At 39.8% G+C, this 15,034-nt stretch carries 14 protein-coding genes; 6 read left to right on the forward strand and 8 right to left on the reverse strand.

Annotated features, from left to right (window positions below):
• Nucleotides 1-24: 24 nt before the first annotated feature.
• A complete protein-coding gene (gene xth, locus RRG12_RS20660) occupies nt 25-807 on the forward strand; it encodes an exodeoxyribonuclease III (protein ID WP_069070519.1) in 783 nt (260 codons plus the stop codon).
• A 299-nt stretch (nt 808-1,106) separates the two neighbouring features.
• Here xth and RRG12_RS20665 read toward each other — a convergent pair whose 3' ends face one another.
• From RRG12_RS20665 to RRG12_RS20675, 3 genes are all read right to left on the reverse strand, one after another.
• Nucleotides 1,107-2,195 carry a T3SS effector HopA1 family protein gene (locus RRG12_RS20665; RefSeq protein ID WP_420760553.1) on the reverse strand — a complete coding sequence of 363 codons (1,089 nt, stop codon included), beginning with the start codon at nt 2,193-2,195 and terminating at the stop codon, nt 1,107-1,109.
• Nucleotides 2,196-2,270: 75 nt separating this feature from the next.
• The gene (locus RRG12_RS20670) at nt 2,271-3,512 is read right to left on the reverse strand and encodes a phosphotransferase family protein (RefSeq protein ID WP_420760554.1); all 1,242 of its coding nucleotides are present in this window, start codon (nt 3,510-3,512) and stop codon (nt 2,271-2,273) included.
• A gap of 303 nt (nt 3,513-3,815) precedes the next feature.
• Nucleotides 3,816-3,965: a hypothetical protein gene (locus RRG12_RS20675; protein WP_176727009.1), complete on the reverse strand. Its 150-nt coding sequence runs from the start codon at nt 3,963-3,965 to the stop codon at nt 3,816-3,818.
• 45 nt (nt 3,966-4,010) lie between these two features.
• On the opposite strand from RRG12_RS20675, the gene RRG12_RS20680 reads away from it, so the two are divergent.
• Nucleotides 4,011-4,196, forward strand: coding sequence for a hypothetical protein (locus RRG12_RS20680; RefSeq protein WP_069070515.1), 186 nt, complete (start codon nt 4,011-4,013; stop codon nt 4,194-4,196).
• A 286-nt stretch (nt 4,197-4,482) separates the two neighbouring features.
• Here the strand turns inward: RRG12_RS20680 and RRG12_RS20685 are convergent, their stop codons facing one another.
• A complete protein-coding gene (locus RRG12_RS20685) occupies nt 4,483-4,803 on the reverse strand; it encodes a TMEM14 family protein (protein ID WP_420760555.1) in 321 nt (106 codons plus the stop codon).
• A gap of 87 nt (nt 4,804-4,890) precedes the next feature.
• Between RRG12_RS20685 and RRG12_RS20690 the strand changes: the two genes are divergently transcribed.
• The 3 genes from RRG12_RS20690 (at nt 4,891) to RRG12_RS20700 (ending at nt 9,290) form a co-directional block, all read left to right on the forward strand.
• Entirely contained in the window at nt 4,891-6,240 is a 1,350-nt protein-coding gene (locus RRG12_RS20690; RefSeq protein WP_069070514.1) for an ATP-binding protein, read from the forward strand.
• Nucleotides 6,241-6,577: 337 nt separating this feature from the next.
• Nucleotides 6,578-7,867: a tellurite resistance TerB C-terminal domain-containing protein gene (locus RRG12_RS20695; RefSeq protein ID WP_420760556.1), complete on the forward strand. Its 1,290-nt coding sequence runs from the start codon at nt 6,578-6,580 to the stop codon at nt 7,865-7,867.
• Between the two features lie 94 nt (nt 7,868-7,961).
• Entirely contained in the window at nt 7,962-9,290 is a 1,329-nt protein-coding gene (locus RRG12_RS20700; RefSeq protein ID WP_420760557.1) for an ATP-binding protein, read from the forward strand.
• Between the two features lies 1 nt (nt 9,291).
• On the opposite strand, the gene RRG12_RS20705 is transcribed toward RRG12_RS20700, so the two are convergent.
• From RRG12_RS20705 to RRG12_RS20715, 3 genes are all read right to left on the reverse strand, one after another.
• The gene (locus RRG12_RS20705; protein ID WP_420760558.1) at nt 9,292-10,689 is read right to left on the reverse strand and encodes a serine/threonine protein kinase; all 1,398 of its coding nucleotides are present in this window, start codon (nt 10,687-10,689) and stop codon (nt 9,292-9,294) included.
• 438 nt (nt 10,690-11,127) lie between these two features.
• A complete protein-coding gene (locus tag RRG12_RS20710) occupies nt 11,128-11,610 on the reverse strand; it encodes a cupin domain-containing protein (RefSeq protein ID WP_420760559.1) in 483 nt (160 codons plus the stop codon).
• 176 nt (nt 11,611-11,786) lie between these two features.
• The gene (locus RRG12_RS20715; RefSeq protein WP_420760560.1) at nt 11,787-12,989 is read right to left on the reverse strand and encodes an AGE family epimerase/isomerase; all 1,203 of its coding nucleotides are present in this window, start codon (nt 12,987-12,989) and stop codon (nt 11,787-11,789) included.
• A gap of 215 nt (nt 12,990-13,204) precedes the next feature.
• Between RRG12_RS20715 and RRG12_RS20720 the strand changes: the two genes are divergently transcribed.
• Nucleotides 13,205-14,104, forward strand: a complete 900-nt coding sequence (locus tag RRG12_RS20720) for an aspartoacylase (RefSeq protein ID WP_420760561.1) — start codon at nt 13,205-13,207, stop codon at nt 14,102-14,104.
• Here RRG12_RS20720 and RRG12_RS20725 read toward each other — a convergent pair.
• Nucleotides 14,101-14,976, reverse strand: a complete 876-nt coding sequence (locus RRG12_RS20725; protein WP_420760562.1) for an Rpn family recombination-promoting nuclease/putative transposase — start codon at nt 14,974-14,976, stop codon at nt 14,101-14,103. The genes RRG12_RS20720 and RRG12_RS20725 overlap by 4 nt on opposite strands.
• Between the last annotated feature and the right edge of the window lie 58 nt (nt 14,977-15,034).

Consider the following 15,034-nt stretch of genomic DNA (forward strand, 5'->3'; position numbering starts at 1 on the left):
TACAAAAATTCTGATAACTAACTAATGAAAATCGCTACTTGGAACGTCAACTCAATTCGCACTCGCCTTGAACAGGTTATCGATTGGTTAACCCTGAATCCTGTTGATGTTCTCTGCTTGCAAGAAACCAAGGTTATGGATGCTGAATTTCCGCGATCGCCTTTTGAGGAATTAGGCTATAACCTTTATATATCAGGACAAAAATCCTATAATGGCGTAGCCATAATTAGCCGCCAGCCACTTTTAAATGTAAGTACCGGATTTCGGGCGATTTTGCCAGATTTACACCACGAATGGGACGAGCAAAAGCGGGTGATTACAGGTGTAATTGATGGTGTTCGGATTGTGAACTTATATGTTCCCAATGGTGCAGCAGTAGGAACTGAGAAATACGAGTATAAAATGCGCTGGTTGACAGCGCTACATGAGTATTTGCGATTGCTCGTGCTGTCACACCCCGCAATTTGTGTGTGCGGAGACTTCAACATTGCCTTAGAAGATAAGGATATTCACGAGCAAGTGAGTACAGAAAATCACATTATGGCAACAGAAGCAGAGCGCCAAGCCTTACGGGATATTCTGAAACTGGGATTTGCCGATGCTTTTCGCAAATTCACCACAGAAGGCGGAAATTATAGCTGGTGGGATTATCGCGCCGCCGCCTTCCGTCGCAACTTAGGTTGGCGGATTGACCATCACTATCTCACACCTATCTTGTATGAGCGTGCTAAAAGTTGCATCATTGATGTCGCACCCAGAAAATTAACCCAACCCAGCGACCATACGCCGGTAATTGTGGAATTTTGAATGGGGTTGGGGCATGGGTACTGGGGATTGGGGACTGGGGACTGGGGAATGGGGACTGGGGACTGGGGATTGGGGACTGGGGATTATTATTCTTCCTAGTCCCTAGAACAACGATTCAGTAATATATAAAACACGAGACTGGACAACCAGATTTTTAGGTCATTTCAAGCACAATTTCCTTCTCTAAAAGAAACCCGAATTTTTCGTCATAACCCTGAATACTGAATCGGTCTTCTAGTCCCCATTCCCCAATCCCCAGTCCCCAGTCCCTAGTCCCCAGTCCCCATTCCCCAATCCCATCAATTTAAAGGCTTATATATATCTTCAGAACAGGGATTGAGATAAGGACGTTGTAAATCTATTAGATGCCGCGCAAAGTGTTGGTCAATCGTCCTCATCCGTTCTTCCATCGCATTTTTACCTTTTTGCCAAGCTTCCAACAAAGCATTTGCGACGATTTGACAACGGTTCATCCCAAAACTTTCCTGTGCGGCAAATTTTTGGGTTGGTTCTTCAGCTAAACCTAAGCCTGGGGCTAAAAATTTAGTAAACAAAGGAATTTCAGGCTGGAAATGGGATTGATTTTCTTGATAAACAGCCTGAAGAATTGTGCGAATTGCTGGATAATCGGGGAGTTCAAAGTAGAGTAGCCCCGAATCATAACGTCCGTATGCACAGGGATTGTGAAGAACTTGAAAGCTAAAGGGAATCGAGGCTGCATTCAATTGCAGTGTTAAGCTCTCCATCAGAGCGATCGCACCTGATGGCGTAAAGTTAAAGTAGATTCGCCCTGCTCCTAAATCAGCATCGGGGTTACTCTGCTGTTCCTGTCCGACATTGCTCACTGCTAAGTAAGAACCGTTTTGCAGTCGATTTTTGGGCATCCAGATTGCTACCATATCACCCACTTTGGTAGATTTCTTACTGGATTCTAGATGGCAATCTGGCTCAACATAAAGTGTTAAACCGCCTTTAGTCACCGCCATAGTCCCATCAGGCTCTTTCCGCAACACCTGCCATCTAGGGTCAAAATAACCTATGCCGTGATTACTGGCGTGCAGCTGCTCGTAAAAGTCCCAATCAATTTCCAAAATGGAATTATCTGCTAAATTATTCTTTGCTGGGTGATTAGTACTATCAGTATTGACTGCTAAAGTAGTTTGCAGAGAGCCATTGTAATAGATTCCATAGAGAAAATTTCGTAGTAGTAAAGTCAGATACTTCTGTTGTAAATCTACGGAATTTTGCTGAAATCTATCGGCTATTTTAGTCGGTAGAGCAAAGGGTTGATAATTGGGATGGTAAATACAAAAATTTGGCTCAATCTGGATATTCTTAGCAATATCAAATAGAGAATTTAGCGGTTGATTGATAGAGGAATTTAGCATTAATCCATTCAGAACTGAAACTTTAAAAACACAGAATTCAGGAGTCAGAATTCAGAATTGTTCTACTCTCTGCCATTAACAACCACGCAGCCGAGTTTTTTCGTAATAAATGCGAAGTAACTGCTGTTCTTTTACAGGCTGAGGAAATTTATGAATCTTTGCGACAGGATTCAGGATTTCGGACTCTGATATCCCGAAAATTGTCAGTACACCTTGCTCCGGCATCGTGAGTAGACTTTTTGCTACTTGGAGCATACAAATATCAGCATTATTAAAGGATTTCCGGCACGTAATCATATCTTGAATTTGATGAATTAGTGCCAGTCCCGCAAACTGGATAACGCGCAAAATAAAGTCACTGCGGTATTCCAAAATCATGGGAAAAGCATTCACGTAAGCCGTAATGAGGGCAATAAGTGAAGGTTGTAAAATCTCTAACGGTGTTAACGCCAAATGTAGAGATTCTTCTAACTCAATGGTGGGGTCTACTACGAGGCTGTTGAGCCAGATTCCTAAGTAGCTTGCCAGTAAAGTTCCTAAATCAAAGGCTGGGTCTCCCCAAGAACAAGCTTCCCAGTCAATTAGTCGTACTAGACAATTGTCTAGTTGTTCCCATCTGGAATGAACCAAAATGTTGCTCAATTTCAGGTCGTTGTGAGTCAAGCAGCAAGGATTCCAGTCATAAGCCAAATCTGCGATCGCAGATTCCAAACTCTCGTACTGTTGATAGAGAACATAGAATTTTAGTGCATCTGTGGGAACAGCCCCAAAAATCTCCGGCCCAATTGACCCTATACCTTGGGCTGGATTGTAAAAGCCATAGCGAAACTCTCCTTGGGGAGCAGTTGCCATAAAATCCTTATATTCTCGGCGGTTGTAGGTGGCGCGATGCAGTCCCGCCAAAGTCGTGCCGATAGCTGAAGCAATTTCTTGTGGAAAAATCTCATTGTTGTGGTACAATGTCGCAAGTTCTAGATACTCACTCAAGTAATTGCAGACGAGAATAGAATTTTCTTCGTCAAAATGCACCACCAATGGTGCGATCGCTGAAGTATTACCTAGAACTGGAAACTGTTGGAGGAGTTGATGAAATAGCCACTCCTGAAACAATTCATGAGGCGCGGCGTCATTGTTGTTAACGTTACGTTCTTGTTTAATTAGCAACTTACGATTATCTGCTAAAGTCACTACTAAATTGAAATTGCTCTTACTATTTCCTGGCAACTCAGATTTTTCTGATGCGCCATCTTCTGAGCTACACAGACCCGCGTCTTGCAGATACTGGATAACATTATGAGAAGACAGTGATAATACCATGTATTATTTCCTACTTCATTAAATTACTTAAACTTATCTCTCTCAAATTTGCTTGGTTTTAGCAGCTTTCCGTAGATAGGAACTAGTGCAAGAAGGCAGGGAGCAGAAGGAATACTGGTGATTTCACCTATTTTTAGCCTTTTTCAACTGGATAGTTATTTATGCCAAGCTGCACTAATGTGTGAATAACAATAAAGATTTGTACAATCTACTAATATCCCATCTTTTGGATAAAAACCTGCCAAAATGGCACCAACTCCTTTATAATTGCTTTAAAATTTGCTCCCAGATCCAGTGACATCTTTACACTTTATCAGCATAGTTACTTAGACACTCTAGAGTAAGTTTTGTGGTAGAGCCGTTTGATGTAGCTCCATCCCCTTTTTGTGGCGGAGAAGCATCCCCAGCAAAAAACTGATTGGCAACAGATGTTGTTTGATGTTCAGTAGCCATTCTGAAAGCAGCGAAGAATTTCAGTAATCCTTCGCAGGACAAGACATGGCATTCAACGCTATTACTTTTATTTATCATCACCAAGCCAAAAAAACCGGACTTTTTAGGCGGTTAACAATTATTTTTTTATTTAAATTTGAGAATTTGTGCCTGAAAGCCTTGTTATCACGTTATTTGTGTTACCTACAAATTGTAGATGACTATGAGCGATCGCAAATAAAGGTGACATGAGTGCATCTTATGGAACTGCACTTTTGTCAATGACTAATGATTGAAGAAGAATTCAGAATTCAGAATTCAGGAGTCAGAATAATTCTGTTTCGATAAATCGGCAGACGGCTATTCTCGGCCACTCTTTTTGTTGGGATGGGATTTCCGTTGATTTCCTTCGAGAATGCTGGAAGTTATCAGGCAAGGGTAACAAGTCATAGTAATATAAATGTACTAGTAATTCCAGGCAAAGAAAGTCATGCCATGTCAAAAAAAGAGGAGGGTGGTTATTACTTAGAGACTGATGCTACCTTAAAGCCACAATTTGATGCACCATCACCGCCAATGACACCATACCCAAAATTGTCATTAATCCCGCAGGCATAAATTTACGTGTTTTTGCTAGTCTAAATACAAAGAAGACTACTAAAACGGCAGTAACTAATACTGCTAAAATTGAACCCCAAGCTTGCCCTTGGAGTTGAAAGTAAGCGGCAAATATTAGTAATAAACCACTAATGCTGCCACTTAGGAGTGAAACTCTACTGGTAGCTTGAATGTAGCCAATAATGCCACCAATAATCGATAATATGCCGTAGGCAAAAGCAGCAACTATACTTAAATTCATTGTTAAAACATCTATAGACTTTGACTTTACTACCAGGGTCAGCAGACAATTTACCATAGCTATTTAGCTATACCACACAGTTGATTGATGGATAATCAAGCGATGCCAATGGCAAGTACTTCCTCATATACAAAGGTTCAATATCTCCAGCGCCAAGCAGCCTCACTTTTACTGTACCAATCTGTTCTGCAAGGCGAAGTGGGGGTGGCATTTCTGGAACTATTGCAATCTATACGTTACACTAATGTCGATGCACGGGGTTGTCTCCAAGCTTACGGAACTTACTTTCACGCTTTAGCCGCTAGAAATCAAAACTGGGAAGATTATTTAATTACTCAACTTCTCTTCTCTGAGAATCCTTTTGCAAAACTGGCTGGAGTGCGAGAATTTGAAGATTTACCCCCAGCTTTAGTAGCAGCAGTTCAGCATGATTTACAAATATTGCAAAGTCTTTACGAATGTAGTAGCGCTTCTCTGAGTGAGTGGGTACAAAGCGTTACTCAGATGCCGATTTCACCAGTAGTGTGGTATAAAGAGCAAGAATTTGTAGGAGTAGAGACAAAGTTCGCTAAATATCTACAAGAGTTAGATAATTGGGCTGATGCTGTAGAAGAGTTAGCAGCTTATTATCGGCAATGTGGCTCTGGCTTATTTGCAGAATATCGCGCTTTACGCTGGCAAGCTGGCCAGTTTATTGGTATTCGGTATTCTGACCCGGTTAAACTGAGTGCGCTTGTTGGGTACGAGTCTCAAAAAGATGCTTTGCTGAAAAATACAGAGTTTTTATTATCAGGAGAGATGGCACTGCACGTATTACTTTACGGTAGTCGCGGTTCTGGCAAATCTTCTTTGGTGAAATCTTTGTTGAATGAATATAGCAATCGCAGTCTCCGCTTGTTGGAAGTAGCAAAATCTGACTTAAAAGAATTACCAGAAATTGTGGAACATTTACGGGGTGTGTCACAAAAATTTATTATCTTTGTCGATGACCTTTCATTTGAAGAAGATGATGACGCTTTTAAAGCCCTCAAAGTAGTTTTAGAAGGTAATTTAACCGCGCGGCCTCAAAATGTAGTGGTGTACGCTACTTCTAATCGCCGTCACTTGATTCGGGAGTTTTTTGTGGATAGACCTGCACCCAAGGATAACGAGGAAATCCATGCTTGGGATACGATGCAGGAGAAGCTTTCCTTTAGCGATCGCTTTGGTTTAACCTTGACTTTTGAACCAGCCAATCAGAAAACTTATTTAAAAATTGTACAACATCTAGCTGCACAAGCTGAAATTAAGATTACCCAAGAAGATTTGGAATTTCAAGCATTACAATGGGCAACTCGCCACAACGGTCGTTCTGGACGGACAGCACGGCAATTTGTTGATTTTTTAAAAGCAGATTTAACACTTTTTAATGCAAATAACAATACATCTAACACCTAGCATTAAAATTAATTTATTGATGATTGCAATTTTTTAATATTTACACAACAATGTTATGCAATAGTAACTAAGACAACAGATTCCAGAACGACTATGTTACCAGACTTTGAAAGTATTTCCTATTTCACAAAACAGAAAAACAGATTAAAAATCACTTTTATTAAGTCTTTAATCTGGATGCATTTTTTAATTACGAATTACGTTAGCGTAGCGGTAGCGAGTCCGCGATAGCGAAGCGTTAGCGACGCAGGAGCGTCGCGTCATTACGAATTACGAATTACGAATTAGTATGAGAGCTACTTATTCTGATAATTTAACTACGTTAAAAAACAGCAATATGCAATCAGTAATGATCAGCAATCGATTTATACTAGTGATAGTTGCCTTTAGTGTGAGTTTTGGTCTTAGCCTTGTCCCAAGCTGGGATTTTAATAAAGCCTTTCTCACAGGTGTAATTACTGCCGCTACTATCTATACCACAGCATTATTCATAGACAAACGACGCAGAAATTATGAAATGTTTGTTTTAGGTTCTCTCCGCAAACGAATTAAAGATATGGAGGGATTAAAGGCTCGTGTTGTCAGGGAAGTTAATCAAATCCAAGAACATCATAATTTATTGTATGCTGAATCACAACAACTGCAAAATCAAGTAGCAGAAAGCCGTAACCAAAGGGATAGTCTACAGCGAGAATTAAGAACATTTGCAGGGCAAAAAAAACAGTTAGAAACCGAAATTAGTAGCTTGCAAACTGAAATTAATAACTTGCATAATAATCAAACAGAATTGAACAATGCTTTTTCTGTACTCACAGCAGAGAAGCGCCGTCTAGAGTCAAATTCTAATGTATCTCGTGCTGAAATCGCCCAGTTACAAAGTCAAATTTCCCAACTCCAACAGGAGAAACAAGAACTTGAAAGCAATTTAACTCTTTTAGGAAGACTAAAACCCCAATTAGAAGAAAAACTATACGAACTACGAATTACAATTCAAGAGCTAGAAGTTGAGACAACTCAAAAAAATCAATTGTTGATAGCGACAAAAACCGAAAGAGAAAATATCCAAGTTATTTTGAACTCTTCACAAACCCAAATAGCAGAACAAAAGGTTGAATTAGAGCAGTTGCAAGGGCAAGTTTCATTATTGCAAGAAGAACGAGACTCATTGCAAAATCAAGTATGGGAATTACTACAACAACTAGAAACCTTCAATCCAGAGCCTTTGGCTGATAATTCCCAAGAAGAAGATCCTGAATTGTTTCCTTTTTCTGAAATAATGGAAACTTCAGCAATCATAGAAAATTCGGATGTTAATACATCAGAGAATATACCTGAAGAATGGGCTAATTTTTTAGAAAATCTCCCAGGATACGAACTACAAGTATTAAAAGCTATAGTCGATCAAGATAATCCCAATGCTGCTATTAAAAAAATTGCCGAAGCAAACATCACTATGCCAAATCTCTTAATCGATTCTATAAATGAACGGGCAAATGATACTATTGGTGAATTAATAATTAACACAGATTCGGAAAGTCTAGAAGTTTATCCTGAGAATATTAACCATGTCAAAAAAATGATTGCAATGCATGAAAATCTCATGGCTAGACATGGTTCGTCAAATTAAATTATTATTGCCGTCATTGATTAGTATAAGGTAAATATGTACCTTATCTATCTACTGCGTGCTTCTGCGTTTAGAATAAAGTGAAATTTAAGACATGGCAAAGCTCAAAATCTCGAAGAAAATCTCCACTGCTTTAATCAATTCCCTTGGTGCGGGGGTAGTACCTAGAGTTGGAGTTGAATATATAGCAGTAGGTCGAGAAAAAGAACTAAAAAGCCTATTACAAAATCTGGATGACATTGCAGAAGGTGTCGCAGCATTTCGCTTCATAATTGGTAACTACGGTTCTGGTAAAAGTTTTTTATTGCAACTACTTCGCAACCGGGCGATGGAACAAGGTTTTGTAGTAGCTGATGCTGATTTATCTCCTGAACGCCGATTAGCTGGAAGCAACAATGAAGGTTTAGCTACCTATCGAGAATTAATGAGCCACCTAGCCACAAAAACTCGTCCTGATGGTGGTGCTTTAGTCTCAATTCTAGAAGGATGGATTAATAAAATTCAACAAGAAGTGGTTAAAGAAACTGAAATGCGTCCCAATGACGATGGTTTTGATGACCAAGTTGAATCAAAAATTAGAGAAGTAGTTCAGTATATTGAAGACTTAGTTCACGGTTTTGATTTTGGTAGCGTGATTATCGCTTATTGGCGTGGCTACCGAATGGATGATGATAATTTAAAAAATGCGGCAATGCGTTGGTTGCGGGGAGAATTTACTACTAAAGTTGAGGCGAAAGCAGCTTTAGGAGTGCGGGTAATTATTGATGATGATAGTTGGTATGACTATATAAAACTGTTTGCGAAATTTGTCGCTGAGATTGGCTATAAAGGGCTGTTAATTTTAGTTGATGAAGCTGTACACATATATCAAATATCTACTACAGTCACACGGGAAAAGAATTATAATCGACTCCTTGCAATGTTTAACGATACCATGCAATGTAAAGCTGAACATCTGGGAATTGTCGTTGGTGGAACAACTAAATTTTTAGAAGACCCGAAACGGGGACTTTTTGCAGACCAAGCTTGGCAAAGACGCACAAAAGAAAGCCGTTTTGCTGCACAGGCTAATGTTCAGGAACATTTGGGGCCGGTGATTCGGTTGAACCCGTTGAGTGAAGGAGAAATATTAACGCTTTTGCAACGTTTAGCTGAGATTCATGCACTCAATTTTGGCTATGAACAGACTTTGATAAATCGTGAGTTGAAGGAGTTTGTGCAAGAAATTATTAATCGCTTGGGTGCAGAAGCATTACTGACACCAGGGGAAATTGTGCGAGATTTTATGAGTGTGTTGAATATTCTTCACCAAAATCCAGGAATTGCATTTGGTGAATTAATTCATGGCTCTAAATTTAAACCTACTGCTATGGGTAAGGATGCAGAAGTGGATGAGGATGGTGCAGCAGAATTTAGTTTGTAGTTTACTCTCTAGTAATTGGTAAACCTAGCCAATCGCTAAGTTCATGAGCTAGCCAGTCAAGTTCTGGAGGAGTGACAGGAAAAAAATAAAATTCACCAGTTAAAATGTCATATTTTTTAGTTCCTGCCCAGATTGTTAAGGAAGGTTGATTATATGTATCCTTACTTCGTTCTAAACGTAGAATATCTTTTCTCAAAGTTGCAGATGGGTGAAGACGTTTAATTCCAAACAATTCATAAATCAGGAAAATTTTCTCATTATTAATATAAAGCTTCTTTTTACCCATGATACCTATGAAGAGAGAAATAAATAACATAATTACAAAGGATAAAATTATTAGAATAACTACTAATGAAAAAACATTTATACTTGCAAATAAAATTGATAAATTAGGGATAAATAACATAATTGGTATAGATAATATCAAATTTATTAGAGTCCTTCTTTTAAATAAACCGTCTGGGGGAATAATAATTTCTAAATAGTTAGTATTCTTATTTAATAAAACTTTACTGTCAGAAGGTTTTCTAGGGAGTAAATTACTTTGTATATTCTGAACTTGATCTGGATTTCCTAGGTTGTTTAAGGCTTGCAAAGCGTCTTCAGCAGAAATCAAACGTTTACTCGCAATTGGTTCTGTCATTCTCCTCAACCAACTGCTGAAAGTAAGATTAATATTGGCTACCTGTTCAAATTCAAGCCGCAAGTCAGTTAGTGGTAAATCGGCTGGATGCTGACCTGTTACCAGATAAATTAAAGTGGCTCCCAAACTGTAAAGGTCAGAAGCAGGAATAGCTCTACCATTAAATTGTTCTGGTGGTACATAGCCGTAAGTTCCCATTACTATAATTGTGCTGCTTCTTCTGGCGATGGTTTGCACTGAACCAAAATCTACCAAGTACACTTCACCCACACTATTACCAGAGCGATTTGTTAAAAGAATATTGCTTGGCTTGATATCACGATGAATCACGGGCGGTTGACGACCATGCAGATATTTGAGAATTTCTAGAATCGCTTTTGCTAGTTCCTTAACTTCTTCTTCACTGAAACTACGCCCAGCTTTGAGTTGTGCTTCTAGAGATTGGGCTGGAATATAACTTTGTACGAGTGCAAATCCTGTGCTGTTGGGTGAATCTAGCTCGAAGTAGTCAAGGTAGCGGGGAATGGCTGGGTGCGAGAGTGCTTTGAGAGTTTCAGCTTCCCGCTCAAATAATTTGAGGTCGTTCCATTCAAACTCATTACCAAAAGACAGTATTTTGACCACTACTAATTCTTGAGTTTGTAAGTCACGAGCTAGCAGCGTCCGCCGTCCGGCTTTTTTGCCTAGTTCCTGTTGCACTTGATATCTTTCCAACAGGATTTCTTGGTTAGAATCTGGTGATTCTTGACTTGTCATTTGCTCGTGACTCCAAAACTTTGTTGCTTTTATAGCTTTCCTGTTTATTACTGCCCCACTGTAAGATTACTTAAGTTAGCAACAAGCATTAAAGAGAGTATTTTTCTAAAATTTGACTTACTAAGCTAATGAGCATTTATGTTGTATAAAACCAGGGCTGTTCGCAAAGCGTTCCCGTAGGGTAGCCCTTACTACAAGCGAATAAGTCTGGAAAAATGAATGATGATTAGCTTATCTACTCAATACTGCCTAGTAGTCTGCCAACCCAAAAATGCTAAGTGAGGACTGGGGAAAGGGGAAAGGGAAAAGGGTAAGAGATTTAAACCCTTTCCCCTTACCCTTTACCCCGCCAAGTTCACTTGGCGAACTACTAGATTTTGCCTAAAAATAAAAATGTATAAAAATCAAACTCAATAAGACCTGCAATTCTCATCACATTCATCTGTTTTCAGGATTGGTTAAAATAGCTTTTGGTTGATTAGTATTAAATAAAGAAGCAGACAACAGAATAATCGGTTTGTTTGTTTGGTTTTCTCCATAATGCACCATTCCGGCAGATTCAACTAAAGCATCTCCCACTGTAAGCTGTATAGTTTTCCCTTTTTGAAGAATGAATTCTGTGCCGTTAGCTTTCGTTACATTAGCTTCTCCTTCCACAACAGTATAAGTTAAAATTCCCGCCTCTACTCGTTCAATCTGCATTCCCGGATGAGTATGAGTAGGGAGTTTTGCTCTTGGTGCGATGGTATAGCGTACAAGCTCAAGAATCTGCTTTTTATCTTGAGTAGGATAACCACTCGCTAAAACTTCACGGGTAACAGATTGAGTGTAAGTATTGGGTGAGGACGTTTCTTGGCTATTAACAACTACACTGCCAAAAGCTAGAATAGCTAAGGGGAGAATCAGCGACACTTTTCTCATATTAAAAGTTTTTTATTTGGATAATACCTTTAATCAAATCATAATTTGGGATGAGTTAAACCGTGCAAATGGTACTCTGGTTGAGATTAAACTGACTGCGTTGTTTACCGCCGCAGGCATCGCAACAACTTAAATATTCATAAGTAACGTTAAAGCTATGAATTTTTGTAAGAAATCTATTGCAAACCAGTTGCGATCGCTTCAAATTGCTGCCAACAAAGGTACAATGCACGCGGTACGTGAAAACATCCTTTCCATTTGCCGCCTTTGAGGTTCAACAATACTTCCCCACGCCGATTGAGATAGCCAAACCACTCACCGTATTCTGCATCAGCAAAGTGTGACCAGGTATAATCATGCATTTTTTGATACCATTCCCAGCAAACCTCACGCCCGGTTAGGCGATAGCCCATCGCTAATGCAACCAAAGACTCTAGGTGAACCCACCACAGCTTTTGATCCCATTCCAATTGTTGTGGAGGATGACCGTCTGCATCCATAAAGTAATACAATCCGCCGTACTCGCTATCCCAAGCAAAATTCAGAATATTTAGCACCACATCAATGGCTTGGTTAATAGTTTTGGTATCGTTTTTCCGACGCGCGATATCCATGATAAACCACATAGCTTCGATACCGTGACCTGGATTAATCAGCCTTCCCTCAAAACAATCTATGTGGGAACCATCAGGGGCAACGTTTTCGTACATTAGCCCCCGTTTTGAGTCGAGGAAATCGGTCATCACTTCGCGGACAGTTTCAGCTAGGACATTCTCTAATGTTTCCTTTGGCAGTAACCATTCCATTTCTAGAGTCAGGTTGGCTAAAATCATCGGTACAGCCAATGATTTCATCGGGCGTGTATCGGGATAGGTTTTATTATATTTGCCTTTCGGGTTATCTTTGCGGCGTAATACGTTGTTGTAAGCTTGCATCGCCACATCCTTTGCCCATTCTTCGCCGTCAGCAAGTGCATATTGACTAAATGCCATCGCTGCAAAGCAGTCAGAAAAGATATTATAGGGTTGAACCAGTGGTTTTCCTTCACGGGTGAGGGCAAAGTACCAGTTACCATCACTATCTCTGCCATGTTGGGCGAGAAAATTAGCGCCGTTGCTGGCAATTTTTAGCCAGTTTTCGCGTTTTTCTAGCTGGTTGCAAAGCATAGAAAAAGTCCACACCTGGCGGTTTTGCAGCCAGATGAATTTGTCTGTATCATAAATTTTGCCTTCGCGATCGAGGCAGGTGAAATAGCCGCCTTGCTGCCAATCGAGAGAATATTTTTCCCAAAATGGGAGTACGTCGTTGAGGAGAGCGTTTTTGTAAAGTTCAGCGTAGGCGTAGCCCGCCGCAGGCATCGCTTGAAAATTATACACCATAAATTTCCTCCCCCTTTGTGCCAAAACCAACAGCTTAACAGTTATCACATTTTGGCTCAAACATGAAGCGTAGGCGTAGCCCGTCGTAGACATCGCGTCAGTCTCTTACAAGATTTAGCCAGCAAAAGCTATACTTCTATCTTGCGCCATTCTCAATAACCGTAGGGTAAGCATTATAGTATCAGCTCTACAAGTTTTTTAGATATGAGGTTGTTATGAGTCAGATTGAACGAGTTGCGATCGTTGGAGGAAACCACGGTAATGAGTTAACAGGAGTATATCTAGTCAAAAAGTTTCAGCAGTATCCTAATTTAATCAACAGAGGAAGTTTTGAAACTCTGGCATTACTTGGCAATCTCAAAGCTATTGAAGAAGGCAAACGATACATTGAGAAGGATTTAAATCGTTGCTTCACTAATCAAAGCTTACAAAATACCCAACTCTCAAGTTATGAAGATACGCGGGCAAAAGAAATTCAACAGATATTGCAACCGCAAAATCAGCCTTTTGTAGATGTAATTATTGATTTGCACAGCACAACTGCCAACATGGGTTTAAGTCTGATTTTTTGTGATATGCACCCTTTCTTACTTCGGTTAGGCGCTTATTTGACTTCGATAAATCCGATGGTAAAGATTTTTGTTAATCAACAATCTAGAGAAGGTGGTTTTCTCCGTTCTTTGTGCGAATTGGGTTTTGTGATAGAAGTTGGCGCTGTGGCTCAGAATATCTTAAACGCCGAATTATTTCAGCAAACAGAGCAGCTTATGTATGCAATTTTAGACTATTTTGAAGGTTGCAACCAAGGTAATATTCCGCAGACAAACAGCAAGCTTACATTCTATCAATACATTGAGACGATCGATTATCCTAGAAGCGATGCCTACGGCGGGTTGTGCCCACGCGGCGAAATTCAAGCTATGATTCATCCCCAACTTCAGTTTCGGGATTATGAACCTCTGAATCCAGGCGATCCAATGTTTCTGACTTTTGCAGGAAAAGATATTTTCTATGAAGGAACGTCTACTGTTTATCCTGTTTTTATTAATGAAGCAGCTTACTACGAGAAAGGAATTGCGATGTATCTAAGCCAAAAACATCAAGAGGTAGTTTAATTTGTTCGCCCTTCTAACCAAGATTGCAAGTCAGCCAAAGTAGTAAAATCAAGCAATGCCTCGCTCAAATCTACGAGAACAGGCAAAGATAAACTAGAAATGGAGGATCGCATTTCCTCAGACAGTTTTCCAAGCCGCTTAGTTAATTGTCGGGAAATAGCATTAGCCATCGCTTCTCGTCCTTCTTCTCGCCCTTCTTCTCGCCCTTCTTCTCGTCCTTCTTCCTTGATTTCTCGATAAACTCTCGTTTGCTGTAGTGTTATTCCTAGCATAGACTCTACCTCCGCTTGGCTCAATTGTTCAAATCTGTACATCATTATTGTCGTCACTATTTCTATTATGACGCGACCCTCTGCTAATGGTACTTCTTGATCAGTTCTTGTTAACAAATACCTTGCCTCTTCAGGTGCTTGTTCTTCCTTTATCGTAGTTAGTACCATCAATGCCACCCATAAAGGTAATTGGCGAATATTCCCCAATTCATCCAAATACACCCGATGTACTTGGTTACTATTGAGCAATCCCCGATGAGGATAAATGTTACTTTGTTCGGTATTGCGAGATGGATAAATTACAACTGCTTGCCAGTCATTAAATCTGGTGCGGTTGCGGTAGAAATATAATGAAGATTCAGCAAATACTCTTTCATAAAGCTGTTCATCCTTTTGAAACTGTACCTCACAGAAATATACAACCCCAGGAGTCTCGCTTTCTGGTAGAAGAAATACTCCGTCAATTTCAAATTTGGGTTCCTTGACAGCTACCGAATCAAATCGATAAGCATTCGCATTTGTTGGTGGATTTGTCAATAGTTCAAATAAGAGAGTGGGGGATTGTTGAAACAGTTTGTAAAAAATTGAGTCTCGACGCATGGAGCATTTTATCTGATTAAATCTGCGATACATTTAATCACATATTCTTGTACATATA

It is taken from the genome of Nostoc sp. CALU 546, assembly GCF_048836525.1.

What these genes read in the sequence shown, in the direction of transcription:
- RRG12_RS20700 (WP_420760557.1), top strand. Translation starts at nt 7,962, where the DNA reads ATGGCAAAGCTCAAAATCTCGAAGAAAATCTCCACTGCTTTAATCAAT.
- RRG12_RS20675 (WP_176727009.1), bottom strand. Translation starts at nt 3,965, where the DNA reads ATGGCTACTGAACATCAAACAACATCTGTTGCCAATCAGTTTTTTGCT.
- RRG12_RS20685 (WP_420760555.1), bottom strand. Translation starts at nt 4,803, where the DNA reads ATGAATTTAAGTATAGTTGCTGCTTTTGCCTACGGCATATTATCGATT.
- xth (WP_069070519.1), top strand. Translation starts at nt 25, where the DNA reads ATGAAAATCGCTACTTGGAACGTCAACTCAATTCGCACTCGCCTTGAA.
- RRG12_RS20670 (WP_420760554.1), bottom strand. Translation starts at nt 3,512, where the DNA reads ATGGTATTATCACTGTCTTCTCATAATGTTATCCAGTATCTGCAAGAC.
- RRG12_RS20705 (WP_420760558.1), bottom strand. Translation starts at nt 10,689, where the DNA reads ATGACAAGTCAAGAATCACCAGATTCTAACCAAGAAATCCTGTTGGAA.
- RRG12_RS20715 (WP_420760560.1), bottom strand. Translation starts at nt 12,989, where the DNA reads ATGGTGTATAATTTTCAAGCGATGCCTGCGGCGGGCTACGCCTACGCT.
- RRG12_RS20720 (WP_420760561.1), top strand. Translation starts at nt 13,205, where the DNA reads ATGAGTCAGATTGAACGAGTTGCGATCGTTGGAGGAAACCACGGTAAT.
- RRG12_RS20695 (WP_420760556.1), top strand. Translation starts at nt 6,578, where the DNA reads ATGCAATCAGTAATGATCAGCAATCGATTTATACTAGTGATAGTTGCC.
- RRG12_RS20690 (WP_069070514.1), top strand. Translation starts at nt 4,891, where the DNA reads ATGGATAATCAAGCGATGCCAATGGCAAGTACTTCCTCATATACAAAG.
- RRG12_RS20710 (WP_420760559.1), bottom strand. Translation starts at nt 11,610, where the DNA reads ATGAGAAAAGTGTCGCTGATTCTCCCCTTAGCTATTCTAGCTTTTGGC.
- RRG12_RS20665 (WP_420760553.1), bottom strand. Translation starts at nt 2,195, where the DNA reads ATGCTAAATTCCTCTATCAATCAACCGCTAAATTCTCTATTTGATATT.
- RRG12_RS20680 (WP_069070515.1), top strand. Translation starts at nt 4,011, where the DNA reads ATGGCATTCAACGCTATTACTTTTATTTATCATCACCAAGCCAAAAAA.
- RRG12_RS20725 (WP_420760562.1), bottom strand. Translation starts at nt 14,976, where the DNA reads ATGCGTCGAGACTCAATTTTTTACAAACTGTTTCAACAATCCCCCACT.